The 15,591-nt window shown below is 62.8% G+C and carries 19 protein-coding genes; 5 read left to right on the top strand and 14 right to left on the bottom strand.

All coding sequences use genetic code 11. The features are described 5' to 3' along the window. Position 1 precedes the first annotated feature (1 nt). The 12 genes from GSQ75_RS14015 to GSQ75_RS13960 form a co-directional block, all read right to left on the bottom strand. Positions 2-760, bottom strand: a complete 759-nt coding sequence (locus tag GSQ75_RS14015) for a heme ABC transporter permease (RefSeq protein WP_158755480.1) — start codon at positions 758-760, stop codon at positions 2-4. 6 nt (positions 761-766) lie between these two features. Next, the gene (gene ccmB / locus GSQ75_RS14010; protein ID WP_158755479.1) at positions 767-1,453 is read right to left on the bottom strand and encodes a heme exporter protein CcmB; all 687 of its coding nucleotides are present in this window, start codon (positions 1,451-1,453) and stop codon (positions 767-769) included. Next, on the bottom strand, positions 1,450-2,085 hold the full coding sequence (gene ccmA, locus GSQ75_RS14005; RefSeq protein WP_158755478.1) for a cytochrome c biogenesis heme-transporting ATPase CcmA: 636 nt from the start codon (positions 2,083-2,085) through the stop codon (positions 1,450-1,452). The genes ccmB and ccmA overlap by 4 nt, the downstream gene beginning before the upstream one ends. 57 nt (positions 2,086-2,142) lie before the next feature. Beyond that, complete coding sequence (locus tag GSQ75_RS14000) at positions 2,143-2,634, bottom strand: DUF3293 domain-containing protein (protein WP_158755477.1); 492 nt, start codon at positions 2,632-2,634, stop codon at positions 2,143-2,145. Next, positions 2,627-4,030 carry an NAD(P)/FAD-dependent oxidoreductase gene (locus tag GSQ75_RS13995; protein WP_158755476.1) on the bottom strand — a complete coding sequence of 468 codons (1,404 nt, stop codon included), beginning with the start codon at positions 4,028-4,030 and terminating at the stop codon, positions 2,627-2,629. Before GSQ75_RS13995 ends, GSQ75_RS14000 begins: the two co-directional genes overlap by 8 nt. Before the next feature lie 88 nt (positions 4,031-4,118). After that, positions 4,119-4,877, bottom strand: coding sequence for an acetoacetyl-CoA reductase (gene phbB / locus GSQ75_RS13990; protein ID WP_158755475.1), 759 nt, complete (start codon positions 4,875-4,877; stop codon positions 4,119-4,121). 117 nt (positions 4,878-4,994) lie between these two features. Then, positions 4,995-5,492: a polyhydroxyalkanoate synthesis repressor PhaR gene (phaR, locus tag GSQ75_RS13985; RefSeq protein WP_158755474.1), complete on the bottom strand. Its 498-nt coding sequence runs from the start codon at positions 5,490-5,492 to the stop codon at positions 4,995-4,997. A 93-nt stretch (positions 5,493-5,585) separates the two neighbouring features. Next, positions 5,586-7,154, bottom strand: coding sequence for a DHA2 family efflux MFS transporter permease subunit (locus GSQ75_RS13980; RefSeq protein WP_158755473.1), 1,569 nt, complete (start codon positions 7,152-7,154; stop codon positions 5,586-5,588). A 16-nt stretch (positions 7,155-7,170) separates the two neighbouring features. After that, a complete protein-coding gene (locus GSQ75_RS13975; protein ID WP_158755472.1) occupies positions 7,171-8,403 on the bottom strand; it encodes an HlyD family efflux transporter periplasmic adaptor subunit in 1,233 nt (410 codons plus the stop codon). After that, the gene (locus GSQ75_RS13970) at positions 8,390-9,886 is read right to left on the bottom strand and encodes an efflux transporter outer membrane subunit (RefSeq protein ID WP_254058581.1); all 1,497 of its coding nucleotides are present in this window, start codon (positions 9,884-9,886) and stop codon (positions 8,390-8,392) included. Before GSQ75_RS13970 ends, GSQ75_RS13975 begins: the two co-directional genes overlap by 14 nt. Positions 9,887-9,911: 25 nt before the next feature. Beyond that, entirely contained in the window at positions 9,912-10,436 is a 525-nt protein-coding gene (locus tag GSQ75_RS13965) for a MarR family transcriptional regulator (protein ID WP_158755470.1), read from the bottom strand. 88 nt (positions 10,437-10,524) lie between these two features. Then, positions 10,525-11,304, bottom strand: a complete 780-nt coding sequence (locus GSQ75_RS13960) for a TatD family hydrolase (RefSeq protein ID WP_158755469.1) — start codon at positions 11,302-11,304, stop codon at positions 10,525-10,527. Between the two features lie 173 nt (positions 11,305-11,477). Between GSQ75_RS13960 and GSQ75_RS13955 the strand changes: the two genes are divergently transcribed. Both GSQ75_RS13955 and GSQ75_RS13950 read left to right on the top strand, forming a co-directional pair. After that, the gene (locus GSQ75_RS13955; protein ID WP_158755468.1) at positions 11,478-12,098 is read left to right on the top strand and encodes a glycine zipper 2TM domain-containing protein; all 621 of its coding nucleotides are present in this window, start codon (positions 11,478-11,480) and stop codon (positions 12,096-12,098) included. Between the two features lie 27 nt (positions 12,099-12,125). Next, positions 12,126-12,614, top strand: coding sequence for a glycine zipper 2TM domain-containing protein (locus GSQ75_RS13950; protein ID WP_158755467.1), 489 nt, complete (start codon positions 12,126-12,128; stop codon positions 12,612-12,614). Between the two features lie 101 nt (positions 12,615-12,715). Here the strand turns inward: GSQ75_RS13950 and GSQ75_RS13945 are convergent, their stop codons facing one another. Together GSQ75_RS13945 and GSQ75_RS13940 are read right to left on the bottom strand one after the other, a co-directional pair. Further along, a complete protein-coding gene (locus GSQ75_RS13945) occupies positions 12,716-13,150 on the bottom strand; it encodes a cell wall hydrolase (RefSeq protein WP_254058580.1) in 435 nt (144 codons plus the stop codon). 481 nt (positions 13,151-13,631) lie between these two features. Next, positions 13,632-14,435 carry a folate-binding protein gene (locus GSQ75_RS13940; protein ID WP_158755466.1) on the bottom strand — a complete coding sequence of 268 codons (804 nt, stop codon included), beginning with the start codon at positions 14,433-14,435 and terminating at the stop codon, positions 13,632-13,634. A gap of 105 nt (positions 14,436-14,540) precedes the next feature. Between GSQ75_RS13940 and GSQ75_RS13935 the strand changes: the two genes are divergently transcribed. The 3 genes from GSQ75_RS13935 to sdhD all read left to right on the top strand — a co-directional run bounded on the left by GSQ75_RS13935 (position 14,541) and on the right by sdhD (position 15,574). Continuing rightward, positions 14,541-14,708 carry a DUF1674 domain-containing protein gene (locus tag GSQ75_RS13935; RefSeq protein ID WP_158755465.1) on the top strand — a complete coding sequence of 56 codons (168 nt, stop codon included), beginning with the start codon at positions 14,541-14,543 and terminating at the stop codon, positions 14,706-14,708. An 84-nt stretch (positions 14,709-14,792) separates the two neighbouring features. Beyond that, entirely contained in the window at positions 14,793-15,188 is a 396-nt protein-coding gene (gene sdhC / locus GSQ75_RS13930) for a succinate dehydrogenase, cytochrome b556 subunit (protein WP_158755464.1), read from the top strand. Further along, complete coding sequence (sdhD, locus tag GSQ75_RS13925) at positions 15,185-15,574, top strand: succinate dehydrogenase, hydrophobic membrane anchor protein (RefSeq protein ID WP_158755463.1); 390 nt, start codon at positions 15,185-15,187, stop codon at positions 15,572-15,574. Before sdhC ends, sdhD begins: the two co-directional genes overlap by 4 nt. The last annotated feature ends 17 nt before the right edge of the window (positions 15,575-15,591 follow it).

The raw sequence follows: 15,591 nt of genomic DNA, 5'->3' as shown, positions 1-15,591 counted from the left end.
CTCATTGGCGCGACTCGCTTTCGGCGATCTTGCGTACCCAGTCCTTGCCGCCTTCCAGCGCCAGCAGGTCGGTGCGCACACGGCGGAACAGGCTGGCGATGTAATAGAACTTGGTCGCCAGCACCATGCTGAGCAGCGGCCACAGCATGTCCCAGGAAATCTTCGACTGGCCGAACACGTTGATGGTGCTGCCCTGGTGCAAGGTGTTCCACCAGTTCACCGAGAAATGCACGATCGGCACGTTGATGATGCCGATGATCGCCAGGAACGCCGCGGCGCGCGCGCCCTGGCGGCGATCCTCGAACGCGTGGTACAGCCCGATCACGCCGAGATAGAGGAACAGCAGCACCAGCTCGGAAGTGAGCCGCGCATCCCACGTCCACCAGGTGCCCCACATCGGTTTGCCCCACAGCGAGCCGGTGACCAGGGTGATGAAGGTGAACGCCGCGCCGATCGGCGCCGATTCCATCGCCACCACTTCCGCCAGCTTGAGCCGCCATACCAGCGCGATGAACGCCGCCACACCCATCACCGCATAGATGAACATGCTCATCCACGCGCTGGGCACGTGGATGAAGATGATCCGGTAGGCATCACCCTGCTGGTAGTCGGCCGGCGCCAGCACCAGGCCGCCGTACAGCGCGATCGCGCCAAACAGCAAGGCCAGTGCCATCGCCCACGGCCGCAAGCTGCCGGCAAAGCGGTAGAACGTCGGTGGCGAGCCAAGTTTGTGCAACCAGAGGGGAATCCAGCTAGACATGACCAATCAAGCGTCCAGAGCAATACGAAGGGCAGCTGCGCAGGCCAACGGCGCCAGCACCACGGCAAGCACCAGTGCGGCACCGAGCCAGGCGATCGGCGCGAGCCACGGCAGTCCCTGTTGAGCGGCCGCCACGGCACCCGCGGCGAAGATCACGGCCGGCACGCACAAAGGCAGCAACATCAAGGCGAGCAGCATACCAGAGCGCCGGGTGCCGGCCGTCAGCGCCACCAGCACGGCGCCCAGCAGACTGAGCAGGGGCGTGGCCAGCAGCAGCGCCAGCAGCAGCACCGGAATCACCGCGCCGGGCAGGTGCAGCATCGCGGCCAGCAAGGGCGCGATCACGATCAGCGGCAGTGCGGTGGTCAGCCAGTGGGCGAGGATCTTCATGCCCAGCATCAGCGCCAGCGGCTGCGGCGCCAGCACCAGCTGTTCCAGCGAACCATCCTCGATATCGCTGGAGAACATCGCATCCAGCGCCAGCAGCATCGCCAGCAACACGGTGACCAGCACCACACCGCCGGCGATCCGCTGCAGCAAGGTGTCCTCCGGCCCCAGCGCAAACGGGAACAGCATCGTCACGATCAGCGCGTACAGTACCGGCATCGCGATATCGCCGCGCCGGCGCCAGGCCAGGGTGAGGTCGCGCCGCAGCATCGCGGCACACGCGGTGAGTAGACCCGGATGGCTCATGCGTGCATCCGGATATGCCGGGGTTCGCCGCCATGGAAACTCACTGCGCCGTGACTGGTGACCAGCGCCGCACCACCGGTGGTGGTGTGCGTTTCCAGCAGTTGATTGACCAGTGCGATGCCGGTTCGGTCGAGGTTGGCGTAGGGTTCGTCGAGTAGCCACAGCGTGGCCGGCAACAACAGCAGTCGCGCGAGTGCTGCGCGTTTCTTCTGGCCGGCGGATAGCCGGCGCACCGGTTCGTCCTCGTAGCCGTTCAGGCCGATCTCCCCCAGCACGGAAATCACGCTGGTGCCGTCGCGGCAACCGAACAGGCCGGCGGCAATCTGCAGGTTCTCGCGTGGGCTGAGATCGGCCTTGAGACCGAGCTGATGACCGAGAAACAGGATCTCGCCGGCGCAGGTGTCGCGCTGCAAGGGTTGGCCGCGCCAGTTCAGTTCGCCTTCGCCAACATGCAGCAGGCCGGCGAGGATGCGCAGCAAAGTGGTCTTGCCGCTGCCGTTGTCGCCCTCGACCAGGGCCAGTTCACCCGCGTGCAGCTGGAAATCCAGCGGCGCGAACACCGGTTCGTCCTGGCGAAGAAAGCTCAAGGCCCGCGCTTCGAGCAGGGGCACGGGGGTGTGGGCGGCGGTCATTACCTCGATTGTCCGCAATGCCGATGGGGCTTGTCCATGCGGCGCGCTGCCGCTGGTTCAGGAGCGCAGCAGACGCAGGCTGGCAGCTGCCGCGCCTTGGCCGTGCACATAAGCGTTCTGTTCGTGGCGATGGCACAGCGCATCGAGTGCGGCAGTCTCCAGGCCGACGACGAACAGGCTGGGTTCGCTCCAGCCGCTGGGGCCGATCCCGATCGCCGGATAGATCGCCGCTTCCGGGCATGCGCGCAGCGCGGTCAGCAGCTCGCGTTGCGCGGCGAGGTTGTCCTCAGGCGGGCGCGTTTCTGAGCGGGAATTCCATGCCGTGATGAAACCCCATGAGCGGGTGCCGACCAGGGTCTGGAGTGACTCCGGTAGCGGCTGGTCGATGCGGATACGGGCCCACGCCGCCCATGGATGGGCCAGTGTCGCGGGCGCCCCAAGAGGGGACACCCAAAGAGCGGGCGCAGGATGCGCTGGAGCGACCTCCACTTCGTCGAGGCAGACGAGGTAGTCGGTGTCGCGAAACGCGTCGAGCAGTGCCTTATCCATGCCGTAGCGGTGGCAACGGCGGCAAGCTGGCTCTGATCAGATTTGCCGCTATGTCGAGATCGACGTCTGCCACGCGGGTCGCGCCGTGCAGCAATTGCTCCAGCAGCGCGTCCTGCGCCTGACCGCGTTCGAGTGCGTAGGCATAAGGCAAATGGGTGAACGTGACCATGCGATAGCGCGCCATGTAGTGCTCAGGCGCACGCGTGGCCAGCAGCGCACCCAGTTCGCGTTTGGCCAGATAGTGCGGATCGGCGACCGAGTCGCGCATCTCGATGTAGTTCTCCAGTGCCATCGTGGCGATCGCGTTGGCATTGGGCTGGCGTACGCGCTGGAATTCGGCGAACACTCCGGCGCTGTCGTTCGGCGCAGCAGCCAGCAGGTTCGCCAGTACCACGGTGTCCTCGAAGCCACAGTTCATGCCTTGGCCGTGGAAAGGCACGATCGCGTGGGCGGCATCGCCGATCAGCAGCGCACGGCCATCGATGTGCCAGCGATCCAGATAGAGCGTGGAGAGGGTGCCGACCGGGTGGCTGGCGTAGTCCTCGCTGAAGCGCGGGATGAGTGGCGGCAGGCCTGGAAACTGTTCGTTGAAAAAGGCCGCGGCAGCGGTTGCATCGGGCAGCGTGGCAAAGCTCGGCGCCGCACCTTGCGCAGGCAGGAACAAGGTGACGGTGAAGCTGCCTTCGGTATTCGGCAGCGCGATGCACATGTAGCCGCCGCGCGGCCAGATATGCAGCGCATGTGGTTCCAGCGCGAACTGGTCATGACCACCACTGAGTTGCAGCACGGCAGCCGGTAGCTCGCCCGCTGGCGGAATCTCCAGTTCCTTGTAGCCGTGGCCGAGCGAGTCGATGCGCTCACCCAGCGGACTGTGTGCATTCATCGTGGCGCGTACGGCTGAGCCGGCGCCATCGGCGCCGATCAGCATGCCGATCGAAAGGTCACGTTCCACACCTGATGCATCGGCCAGTCGGATGCGTTGCTGGTCGAAGTCGGCATGTATCAACGACTGGCCGAAATGAAACCGTACGCCGGCTGCTTCGGCGGCATCCAGCAGCAGCATGTTCAGCGCACCGCGCGAGACCGACCAGATCACCTCGCTGTCGTCGACACCGTAGCGTTGCAGGCCGCTGTCACCGTCGCGGGTGTGCACCATGCGACCGCGCATCATCACCGCACGCTGCAACACGTCTTCGGCAAGCCCGGCCGTGCGCAACGCCTGCAGGCCGCGTTCGGCTAGCGCGAGGTTGATCGAACGGCCACCCAGGAAACCGGCCAGCCGGGGATCGGGGCGCTTCTCGTAGACCTCGACGGCAAAACCATGCTGGGCCAGCTGCTGCGCCAGCAGGGCGCCGACCAGGCCGCCGCCGATAAGAGTGATGGGTTGCTGCGCCATGCTGCGATCCGTGGAGGGAATCCGCCCACTGTTCCGCAAGCGGCGCGTGACTGCAATCCCGGCAGTGCCAGGATGTGCTGAGACTCGCTCAGAAACTCATGAAGTAGCCGCCGTTGACCGGCAGGTTGGCGCCCGTGATGTAGCCGGCATCGTCGGCGCCGAGAAAGCTCACCGCACGGGCGATGTCGGCCGGAGTGCCGAGGCGTCCGACCGGGATGTCGGCAATTATCTGCTGGCGGATCTCGGCGGATACGGCAGCGACCATTGGCGTATCGCAATAACCTGGCGAAACGGTATTGACGGTGACGCCCTTGCGCGCGGTCTCGCGGGCCAGCGCCATGCTGAAGCCGTGCACGCCAGCTTTGGCGGCGGAGTAGTTGGTCTGGCCGAACTGGCCGGTCTGGCCGTTCACCGAACTGATGTTGACGATGCGACCGAAGCCGCGTGCGGTCATGCCTTCGACGACGTTGCGGCACATGTTGAACACGCCGTCGAGATTCACCCGCATCAGTTCATGCCATTGCTGCGGCGACATCTTGCGCAGGCTGGCGTCACGCGTGATGCCGGCGGCATTGACCAGGATGTCCACGCTGCCGTGCTGCTGCTCGATGCGCGTGGTCAGCTGCTGGCAGCTGTCAAAGTCGCTGACATCGGCTGCCTCGAACGTGATGGCGCCATCGAAACTGGCGAGTTCTTGCCGGAAGGCTGCAATGCGCTCGTCACGTGCGGCCAGGTCTACCGCAACCACCTTGCGGCCGGCCTGCGCCAGCTGGCGGCAGATTTCCGTGCCGAGTCCACCGATGCCACCGGTGACCACGGCTACACGCTGAAGTGCAGGCTGGCTCATGCGATTTTCGTCCGTTGGGTTCGATCATGTCGCAAGGCAGCACATGCTGTGCTGCAGCGACCGGAAGGGGATGTCGGCGAACGGCGCGTCAATACGCGCCGTTGCAACGGGCTGGTATCAGCCGGGTTTCTTGCTGCCGCGGCTGCTTGCGGCCGGCGTCGGGATGACCTTGGCGGCAGTGTCGATCAGCCCCCGCTGCATCGCCTGGAATGCCGCCATGTTGCGCTCGGTCAGGTCATTCAGCGTGTTCCATGGGGTTTGCCCCATCAGGCTGTTGAGCTGGCTGCGGAACTGGGTCTGCTGATCCAGGAACACCTGCAGGCTGCGCTCCAGGTAGGGCCCCATGAAGCCCTGCAACGAATCGCCATAGAAGCGGATGATCTGGCTGAGCAACTGCGGCGACAGCATCGGCTGCCCCTTGTCCTCGTGCTCGGAGATGATCTGCAGCAAGACCGAGCGGGTCAGATCCTCCCCGCTCTTGGCGTCGCGGACCTCGAAATTCTCGTTGTCCAGCACCAGCTGGCGGACTTCCTCCAGCGTGATGTAGCTGGAGATTTCCGTGTCGTAGAGACGCCGGTTCGGGTACTTCTTGATGGTGCGTTTAGTTTGTGCCATGCGGCGAACGCTAGCAGAAGATATTGCGCCGCACCAGCCGTGGTCGGGTATTCATGCTGCAGCCCGATGGCTGCAGCAAAACGCAACATTCGGTCAATGGCCCCCGGGACCGCCCGCACTTCCGAACGGTGGTTTGGCCAGCCACAGCAGCGGGATCATCAGGATGAAGATGACTGAGCACAGCCAGAACACATCGTTGACCGCCAGCGTGGCCGCTTCCCGGCTGATCAGCTGATCGACCACAGTCAGGCCGCGCTGGCCAGCTATCCCGGCAGCTTTCAATTGCTGCAGGAATCCGGTCGCCGCGGGTGCGGCAGCGGTTATGTTTTCGGTCAGCGAAGCGTGATGGAACTCGGTGCGGTGCTGCCACAGCGTCACGGTCAGGGCCGTGGAGACGCTGGAGCCGAGCGTGCGAAAGAAGTTGGCCAGGCCAGAAGCGCTGGCAATCTGGTCCGCCGGCAGGCCGGACAGGTAGATCTGGTTCAGTGGAATGAAGAAGAGCGGAATACCCAGACCCATCACCAGGCGCGGCCAGACCATGCTGATGTAGGAGGCGCTGCTGTCGTAGGTCGACAGCCAGAACGAGGTGCCCGCTAGTATCACGAAAGCCATCGTGATCATCGCGCGCAGGTCGAACTTGCCCAGCATGCTGCCGACCACCGGTGACAACAGGAATGCCAGCACGCCGACCCAGGCACTGGTCATGCCGGACCAGCTGGCAGTGAAGCCCAGTGTGGTTTGCAGCCACAGAGGCGACACCACGTTGATCGCGAAGAATGCCAGCATGCCGAATGACATGGCACTGACGCCAATGGTGAAATTGCGCCGCTTGAACAGGGTCAGGTCGATCACCGGATGTTTCGCGTTGAGCTCCCAGGCGACCAGAAAGCTCAGGCAAACCACGGCGATCAGCCCCAGGGTGAGGATCATCGGCGAGGCGAACCAGTCGTTGTCGTTGCCGTTGTCCAGCATGAACTGCATGCAGCCGATGCCTGCCACCAGCAGCACCAAGCCGATCACATCGATCGGTGCCTTCACCGTCTTTGATTCACGCTTGTGCAGCAGGAACCAGGTGGTCACGGCTGCACCGATACCGACTGGCAGGTTGATATAGAAAATCCACGGCCAGGAGAAATTGTCGGTGATCCAGCCACCAAGGATCGGCCCAAGCACGGGAGCGATCACGATCGTCATCGCCCAGATTGCCAGGGCGATGCCCTGCTTGCTCTTCGGGTAGTTCCCCAGCAGCAGCGACATCGACAGCGCCACCATCGGGCCGGAGCCGGCGCCCTGCATCAATCGGCCGATCACCAGCATCGGCATGCTGGTAGCCAGGCCGCACAGCATCGAGAACACCACGAACAGGAAGACCGAAAAGACGAAGGTGCGCACTTCGCCGAAGCGCTTGGCAATCCAGCCGGTGAGCGGCTGCATGATCGCGCTGGCCATCGAGTACGAACTGATCGCCCAGGTGCCCTCGCTCGGACTCACCGCCAGGCTGCCGGCGATATGCGGCACGGCCACGTTGACGATGGTCATGTCCAGCACTTCCATGAAGGTGCTGAATGCGATCGCGACGGTCATCAGGGCCAGCATGCCGCCCTGCAGTGGCTTCAGGGGAGCGGCATCGGCGGGTACGGCGTCGGAAGAAATGGCAGCCATGGGATCGGACTCAGCCTCAGTTCGAGTGGTTGCCGCCGGTATTGCCGGAGGAGCTCAGGTTGGCGCGGATCACCTGATCGGCTTCGGCATCGGCCTTGCTGGCCATCTGGTCGTAGACCGTGGTCTCGGCGACAGCCGGATGCTCGGTCTGCGGCGCCAGCACGGCGCCCCGATCGTCGGTGATGTCGATCGTGACGTCGCTGGAAAGGCCGATACGCAGTGGATGCTTGTCCAGTTCCTGGTTGTCCAGCGCAATGCGCACGGGCACACGCTGCACTACCTTGATCCAGTTGCCGGTGGCGTTCTGCGCGGGCAGCAGCGAGAACACGCTGCCGGTGCCGGCACCCAGGCCGATCACCTTGCCGTGGTATTCGACGCTGCTGCCGTAGATGTCGGTCTCGATCTTGGCCGGCTGGCCGATACGGATATGGCGCAGCTGGCTTTCCTTGAAGTTCGCATCGATCCACAGGTCGTGGAGCGGCAGCACGGTCATCAACTGCTGGCCTGCCTGCACGCTGTTGCCCAACTGCACGCTGCGTTGCGCCACATAGCCGGAAACCGGCGCGAAGATTGCGTTGCGCTGGGCCGCTACCCATGCTGCGCGGAAATTCGCGCGTGCCTGCAGCACCGCCGGGTTGTTGGCGATGTCCGTGCCTTCGATCGAGGCATGTTCAGCGGATGCCTGCGCCTGGGCAGAGGTCAAGGCGGCACGCGCCTGATCGACACCGTCACGCAGGTGCTGAATGGTTTCCGGTGCCTCGGCCTGTTCGGCGATCAACGGCAGGCGCCGCTTGAGATCGGCTTCGGCTTTCTTCAGGTCAATCTGACGTGCGGCGACGGCGGCATCGCTGCCGTTGGCAGAGTCGGTCTGCTGGCGTACCTGTCGTACGGCCTGTGCCAGCGCACTGCGCGCCTGGCTCAGGTGAACGCTGGCATCAGTGCTGTCCAGCTTGACCAGGATCTGGCCGGCGTCGACGTGCTGCGTATCGTCGGCAAGGATCGCCACCACGGTACCGGACACCTGGGCGGAGATCGCCACCTGATTGCCGCCCACATAGGCGTTGTCGGTGGTTTCGCGCCTGGAAAATACCAGCGTCCACAGCAGGAACCAGATCACGCCGATGACCACGAACACCAGCAGCATGATCAACAGGGTCTTGCGGCGCTTGGCCGGGTTCTTCGCTGCCAGGCCGCTGTCGTTGTCGGTAGCGGTCTTGTTGGCGGTCTTGTCGGACTCAGTGGCGCTCATCGGCGTCGTCTCCGGACGGATTTGAAAGGGAAGGGGATGTCGGGCTGGCGCTGCCGATCTCACCGGTAGTGTGGTAGCCGCCGCCGAGTGCCTTGATCAGGCCCAGGTCCGTGGAAACGGCTTGGGCCTGCAGGCTGGCGGCATCGTCTTGTTGTTGTATCAGCTGTGCCGCCGCCGCGAGACCCTCGCGTGCATCACGTACACCCTGATGGGCGCGTGCCTGTGCGGTGGCGAGCAGGCGCTCATTGGCGGTGATCTGCGCGGACTGTTCCTTGCGCCGTGCGGCGATCTGTTGCGCGGTGAGTGCCTGGGTGGCCACGTCGCGCGCGGCGCTGACCACGGTGCTGTTGTATTCCGCCACAGCAGCCGCGAGCTGGGCCTTGCTGACGCCATAGTTGGCCTTTAGCTGGCCGCCTTCGAAGATCGGCAGATGCAGCGCAGGAGTCAGCGCAAAGGTACGGCTGCCGGCCTCGAGCAGCTTGCCCATGTCGATGCTGGACAAGCCGGCCATGGCACTGATGCCGATGTCAGGGAAGAACTGCGCACGCGCCACGTCGACCTGTTTCAATGCCGCTTCGACCTGCCAGCGGCTGGCGGCGATGTCAGGGCGGCGTGCAATCAGGTCGAGTCGCGCGTTAGCAGGAATGCCGCTGTCCACTTCAGGTAGTGGTCGCGGCTGCAAGGCAGGCAGATCTGCCGGCGCAATGCCGAGCAGTGAGGCCAGCGCCACCTTGCGGATGGCGGCCGAGCCTTGCAGGGCAACACGCATCTCGCGTGCTGCGGCGAGCTGTGCCTTGGCCTGCTGCGCGGTATCGGCGAGGTCCACGCCCTGCGCTACACGCAACTCGGCAATGCGCACGAACTTCTCCTGCGCCGTGACCAGCCGGGTAGAGAGCACGAGGCGTGCCTGGTCTCCCTGCCAACCGAAATAGGTATCGGCGACGGCGTTCTGGATCGTCAGCGCAGCAGCACTGCGTTGCGCCTCGGCGGCATGCGCCTGATCGAGTGCCGCCTCGATGCTCGAGCGCTTCTTGCCCCACCAGTCGAAGGTGTATTTCGCCTGCAGGCCAAGATCGGTCTGGTTATACCAGGGGTCAATCGGAATGTTCGGCGGCAGCAGGCTGAGGATGCCGTTTTTGCTCATGCGCTGACGTTCGAACTGCGCATTGCCATTGACGTTGAGGCCTGCCTGGGCGGCGGCGAGTCGCACCGATTGTTCGGCATTGACCACGCGACTTTGCGCCTGTTCCAGATCAGGCGACTGCTTCATGGCGATGGCGATCAACTGGTCGAGCTGTGGATCGCCATAAGCCCGCCACCAGTCGGTATCCGGCCAGCCATCGCGGGCAGGGGCCTGCAAACCGGCAAGCGGCACGTCGTCGCGCAGGTTCGGATGATTCAGCCTGGCCGGTATCGCACAGGCGGCCAGCAGCAGGGTCGATGCCACTGCCATGGCGCTGCGATGAAGCGGAAAATGTCTCATCGGGACCTTCTTCATTTCGTGGCCTTCATGGCTGGGTGTCCGGATCCAGCTGATCGAGATTGTGGGCGAGCTTGCCCAACAGGCGACTCAGGTTGCGCTTGTCGGCATCGCTGAAGTCGGCAAACATCGCGCTGACGCGGGGGAACATCGGGGGCAGCATCTTCTGCACGAAGCGCTTCCCGGCGGCGGTGATGCGAATCAGCACCCGGCGGCGATCCTCCGCGCTGGCACCGCGGGTGATCAACCCGCGTTTGACCAGCGCATTGGTGATGCGCGTCATGTTGGTGGCGCCCTGGGTGGCGAACTCACACAGTTCGCCCGGCGTGGAACTGCCATCCGGACGGCTGTACAGGATCATCAGGGTGAGGAAGTCGCTGTGATTGAGCTTGTGTGGCTTCAGCTTGAACTCGAGTTCCTCTTCGAGACTGCTGCCCACCATCAACATCAACCGGCACAGCCGCGCCTCGACGGCGGGCATCTGCGGGATGATCTGGCTCACCCGTTCGATGCCTTCGTTCATCATCGCGATGCAGTTTGTCAGTTGAGCCATTTCACCAAATCATATTTCACTGATGAAGTAAAATGTAGCAAGGGCTAGCCGTTGTTAGCAAGTGTCGTCGGGGAATATGACGGCGGGGCTAGTTGCTGCGCCGATCCAGGTCGAACAGGCGACGCGTGTTGGCCGTAGTCGCTGCGGCAATCGCGGCCTCCGATTCACCGCGCAGCGTTGCGATACAGCGAAGTACTTCCACGATGCGCGCCGGTTCGTTGCGCTGGCCGCGATGGGCGGCATCCGGCTGGTCCGGTGCATCGCTTTCCAGCAGCAGGAACTCGATCGGCATTTGCGCCACGATGCGGCGCAGGCGCTGGGCGCGCTCGTAGGTCACCGGGCCACCAATACCGATGCAAAAGCCCATGTCCCACAAATGCCGTGCCTGTTGCTCGCTGCCGGAGAAGCTGTGCACCACGCCGCGCAGGCCGCCAGTTCGACGCAGGGTCAGTGTCACTTCTTCCAGCGCGGCGCGTGCATGAACGATCACCGGAAGGCTGCGTTCACGCGCCAGTCGTAACTGGTTGACGAAATAGTGCCGCTGAAGATCGTGATCGAGTCCATCCACATGGAAGTCCAACCCGATTTCACCGACGGCGATCACACGGTCGTCATCGAGCCATGCAGACAGTGCGTCGACATGTTCGGGTGCATGCTGCGCCAGAAACATCGGATGCAGGCCGTATGCCGGAAATAGCTGGCGATGGTTCGCACAGAGCGCCTTGATCCGTGGCCAGCTGGCGGCATCCACCGCCGGCAGGATCATCGTGTCGACGCCGGCGTTGATGGCGCGCCCGATCACGGCGTCGCGATCGGGCGCGAACGCATCGTCATCGAGGTGGACATGGCTGTCGACGAGCTTGGGCATGAGCAATTCCGTGCAGTGGCCGAGAGTTCCACGAACCAGGCGTGAAGATAATGTAACGAGGGTGAGCTAGCTCTGATTCAGTTGCAGGGCGGTTCAATGATGACGCAGGTAATTGCGATAACGGCGCGCCGCACCGGCATTACCGCAATGTATAAACAGAGGAGATGGTTGTGATGAACAGGTTGATGGTCAATGCACTCAATGTCGGCATCGCCGCGGCGCTCGCGATGAGCTTGGCGGCCTGCAATCGTAGTGCGGATGCCGGCACATCCAATATTGCGGCAGCAGCTTCCGCTGCGGCGCCCAATGGTGCGGCGGTGCAGTCAGGCGCGGCAGGCGATTCGGCTGCCGGCGCGGATAATGGCGTCAGGTACGCTCAGGTCGTCAGCGTCGATCCGGTGCGTGCCGGGCGTGTCTGTCACGATGAGACGGTTACCCATACCGCGCCGCCGAAGGATCAACACCGGATAGCTGGCACGGTGATCGGTGCCGTTGCAGGCGGCCTGCTTGGCCATATGGTAGGTGGCGGCAGGGGCAATACGTTGACCACCGTGGCTGGAGCCGCCGGTGGTGGTTATGTCGGTAATCGCATCGAGGCCAGTCATCAGCAGGGTCAGGTGACTTCCTCGGTGCAGCGCACGTGCAGCACGGCAAGCACTCCCGGCGGCTCGATCATTGGTTACGACGTGCGTTATGTTTACAACGGAGTCACCCGTACTGTACGCATGGATCACGACCCGGGTGACCGGGTGCAGGTGCAGGAAGGCGTGGTGGCGGTATCCGACGCTCGTTGAGTTGTCCCCTTGAATAAGGAAGTGATCATGAATGCATTGATACGCAAGTTTGTCCTGGCAGCGGCGGTGACGAGCAGCCTTGCGCTGGCCGGCTGCGTTACCCAGCCTTACAACAGTGGTTATGGTTACCAGGGACAGCCAGGCGGCTACGGCAACCGCCCTGTTCGCTGCCAGTGTGGTGTGGTGCAGGATGTACAGCAGGTCTACCTCAATAACGGCGGCAACGGCAACGGCGGCACGCTCGGTGCAGTCATCGGTGCGGTAGCTGGCGGCGTGCTCGGCAGCACGATCGGCAGGGGCGATGGCCGTACGGCTACTACCGTGGTCGGTGCGGTAGCTGGCGGCGTCATCGGCAACCAGGTTGGTCAGCGCAGTGATAACGCCAACAGCACGGCCTGGCGCATCGTCGTTCGACTGGATAATGGGCAGTACGCCACGGTGACTCAGCGTCCCAATCCGGGCGTGCGCAATGGTGACTACGTTGAGGTTCGCGATGGTTTGATTTACGCGCGCTGATATGTTTGTAAAATAGACGTCCATATGTATGGACGTCCAAAACAGAAAAGGCCATCAATTGATGGCCTTTTTCTTTGGAGTTACTGCGTGGCTTTCGTTGATCAATTCACCGCGTAAAACGCGTGTTCGCCGATCGTGACGCTGGGGCGATTGCGCGACCACGCCGGGCTGATTGCGGTGGTGGCAAAGTGATCGGCATGCGGTACAAACATGTGGCGCTGCGCCAGCGGCAACTGCCAGTTGGTGAGTGATCGTCCGGCAATTGCCCATGCCTTGCTAAAAGAATCCAGATTGTCGATCTCGAACGAACCTGACGTGGTGGTGGTTGCGAACTGATGCGGTGCGGTTACTACCTGGCACACCGAATTACCCCACTGACCGCGATCACGGCGACGCAGGGCAACTTCTGCCACGGCGAGTTGGCCGATGGTCGTTTCGCTGCGAGCCTCCAGATATACGGTGGTGGCAAGGCATGCGTGGTCTGCGACAGGCTGTGGCATCAGTGATGTCAGCCATAACAGCATGGAAAGTTTCATGGATCTGCCTCCAACGTGCTGTACGCGCAAAGCAGACTGCAAGCTTTGTGCGCCATTGCGGTGGACGGGCGGGCAGGCCGTTCCACCTGGATTGATCGCCGCAGCCGAAACTTGTGGCTGGACGCTTTGCCACGGGATTGTGGCGGGGTTATCGAGCGGCGGAGTCTGTGCCGATCTGGATTGAGTGCTGCCTTGGCGATGCGCGAGCCTGGTCGGCCGTGTTGCCTGCAACTTCTCCGCGCTCGTGTATGCGAGGCGGTATGCCATCCGGCGGATGCTGCTGCCGGGTCGCGCCGATGTCGGATTCTTCCGGTTCGTCGCGTACATCGACACCCCGTGTTCCGGATGTCGCGATATTCAATCGACGGAGCCTAGTGGCGGATCAATCCGCTGGCAAGTGCCGATGTGATGAAGTTTAACTGATGCTCATCTTGTGTTGACAAGTGCTGTGGAAAAATCTGTCGCCAAGATTATGCATTACTCATGCCGGCCATGTGTTGTTGATATGCATAACCAAGCCATCATCAAATGTATTCAGACGTCCATCGTTGGCCTGCGCCGCAACTTCATCACTCAATACAACCAGAGCCTCGATGGCTGTGTCTGTGCTGATGACATCGAGCAGGCAACCTACTTCACGCTCACCGGAGCGCAACACTTCACCGGCATTCGCTGCATGCGACAAGATGACGCTATGCAGATGTCGTTTATGGCCGCCGCGATAGTGCAGTCGCGCAACAATTTCCTGGCCTGGATAGCAGCCTTTGTCGATGGCGACGGCGTGCAAACGATGTAGCGACAGTGCAGGTGGCTGCAGTGCGTCCAATGCTTTTCCGGATAGCCACGGCCACCCCGCGCGTAGTTGCAACAGGCGCCATGCATCATTGCCGTGATTCGTTGCAGTGATCTGCACGCTGTGCGTGCCGCAACCGAGCGAAAGTGCTTCTGCCGCATCGTCGATCGCATGCATCGGCTGCGCGGGACCGGTGGCGAGTACGCGAGGTGGCAATGCCGTCAGTGTCAGCTTCGAGCGAAATACGAAACGTTGCAGCGCATCGACCATGCCTGCGGCACTGCCGCCGCGCAACAGCAGCAGCAGGCGATCATCGGCAAGCCTGACCAGATGAAACAGTGCGCGTACACGGCCTTGCGGATCGAGCCATGCGCTGAACTGCCAATGGCCCATCGTGAGTGCACTGACCTTGCTGCTGAACTGGGCTTGCGCAAACGCGATTGCGTCCGTGCCTTCGATTAGCAGGGTTTCCGCAGGATAAGGTGTCGGCATAGGGCGTTGAGGTTGGGGCGATCTGGTCCAAGCACAAGTAGTGTGCGCATGGGCGAGGTTGTGCTGCTTTGCCGCAAGTATTAACCTTCGACAGCTAACAAGACCATGTCCGATAACTCTTCCTCAACCAAGTCTCAACCTGCTTCCGTTCCAGCGGAAGTAGTTGCCGTGCCCTTAAAGCCGGTTCAGGACAAGGTGCCGGCGGAACGACCGGCGCCTGATCCCACCCGCTACGGCGACTGGGAAAAGAATGGACGCTGCATCGACTTCTGAGCGACCACCGCGGCGATCGTTGTCGCGTGTGGAAGACAGGGGCATGTGGCACGGACATCAGCGATTCCACACAGGATAGCCGCCATGGCAGATACGCAACGACCGCTCTCACCGCACCTCCAGATCTACAAGCGGCAAGTGCAGATGATGACTTCCATCGTCCATCGAGCTACTGGCATCGCCTTGGCTGTTGGCAGCCTCCTGGTGGTTTTCGGTTTGCTTCATCTGGCTGCGGGTGAAGACAGCTTCAACCAGTTCAAGGGCATCATCGGCAGTCCGGTCGGCATGGTGCTGCTGTTCGGCTGGAGCTGGGCGCTGTTCTACCACCTGTGCAACGGCATCCGTCACCTGATCCAGGATGCCGGTGCCGGTTACGCGATCCCCCAGTTCGTGCGCTCCAGCTGGCTGTCGGTGGCCGGCAGCATCGTTCTCACGGTGCTGGTGTGGGCTTATGTATTGACGGCCGGAGGTGCGGCATGACCGCGAAGGATTTGCGTAACCCGCTTAAGACCGCACTTGGACTGGGCTCGTCTCAATCGGGTGTGGGCCACTGGTGGACACAGCGCGTGACCGCCGCCGCGCTGGTGCTGTTGGGTGTGTGGTTTGTCGCCACCGTGCTGTGCCTGCTGCATGCCGATTACGCCACTGCACATGCGGCGGTGGCGAAGCCGTGGAACGCGCTGCTGCTGATCGCGTTCGTGCTCACCATGTTCTGGCATGCCGTGCTCGGCCTGCAGGTGGTGATCGAGGATTACGTGCATACCCGCTGGAAGGAAGTCTTTCTGCTGGTGGCGATCAAGTTCCTCGCGGTGCTGGGTGCGCTGGCGAGCGTGCTGGCCGTGCTGCGCATTGCGCTGACCCCATAAGACGCGAGGCCAAGAGT

The sequence above is a fragment of the Dyella sp. S184 genome (genome assembly GCF_009766065.1).
GTDB lineage: Bacteria > Pseudomonadota > Gammaproteobacteria > Xanthomonadales > Rhodanobacteraceae > Rhodanobacter.
Note: the sequence above shows the minus strand (reverse complement) of the source record. Positions and strands in the feature narration are given on the sequence as shown.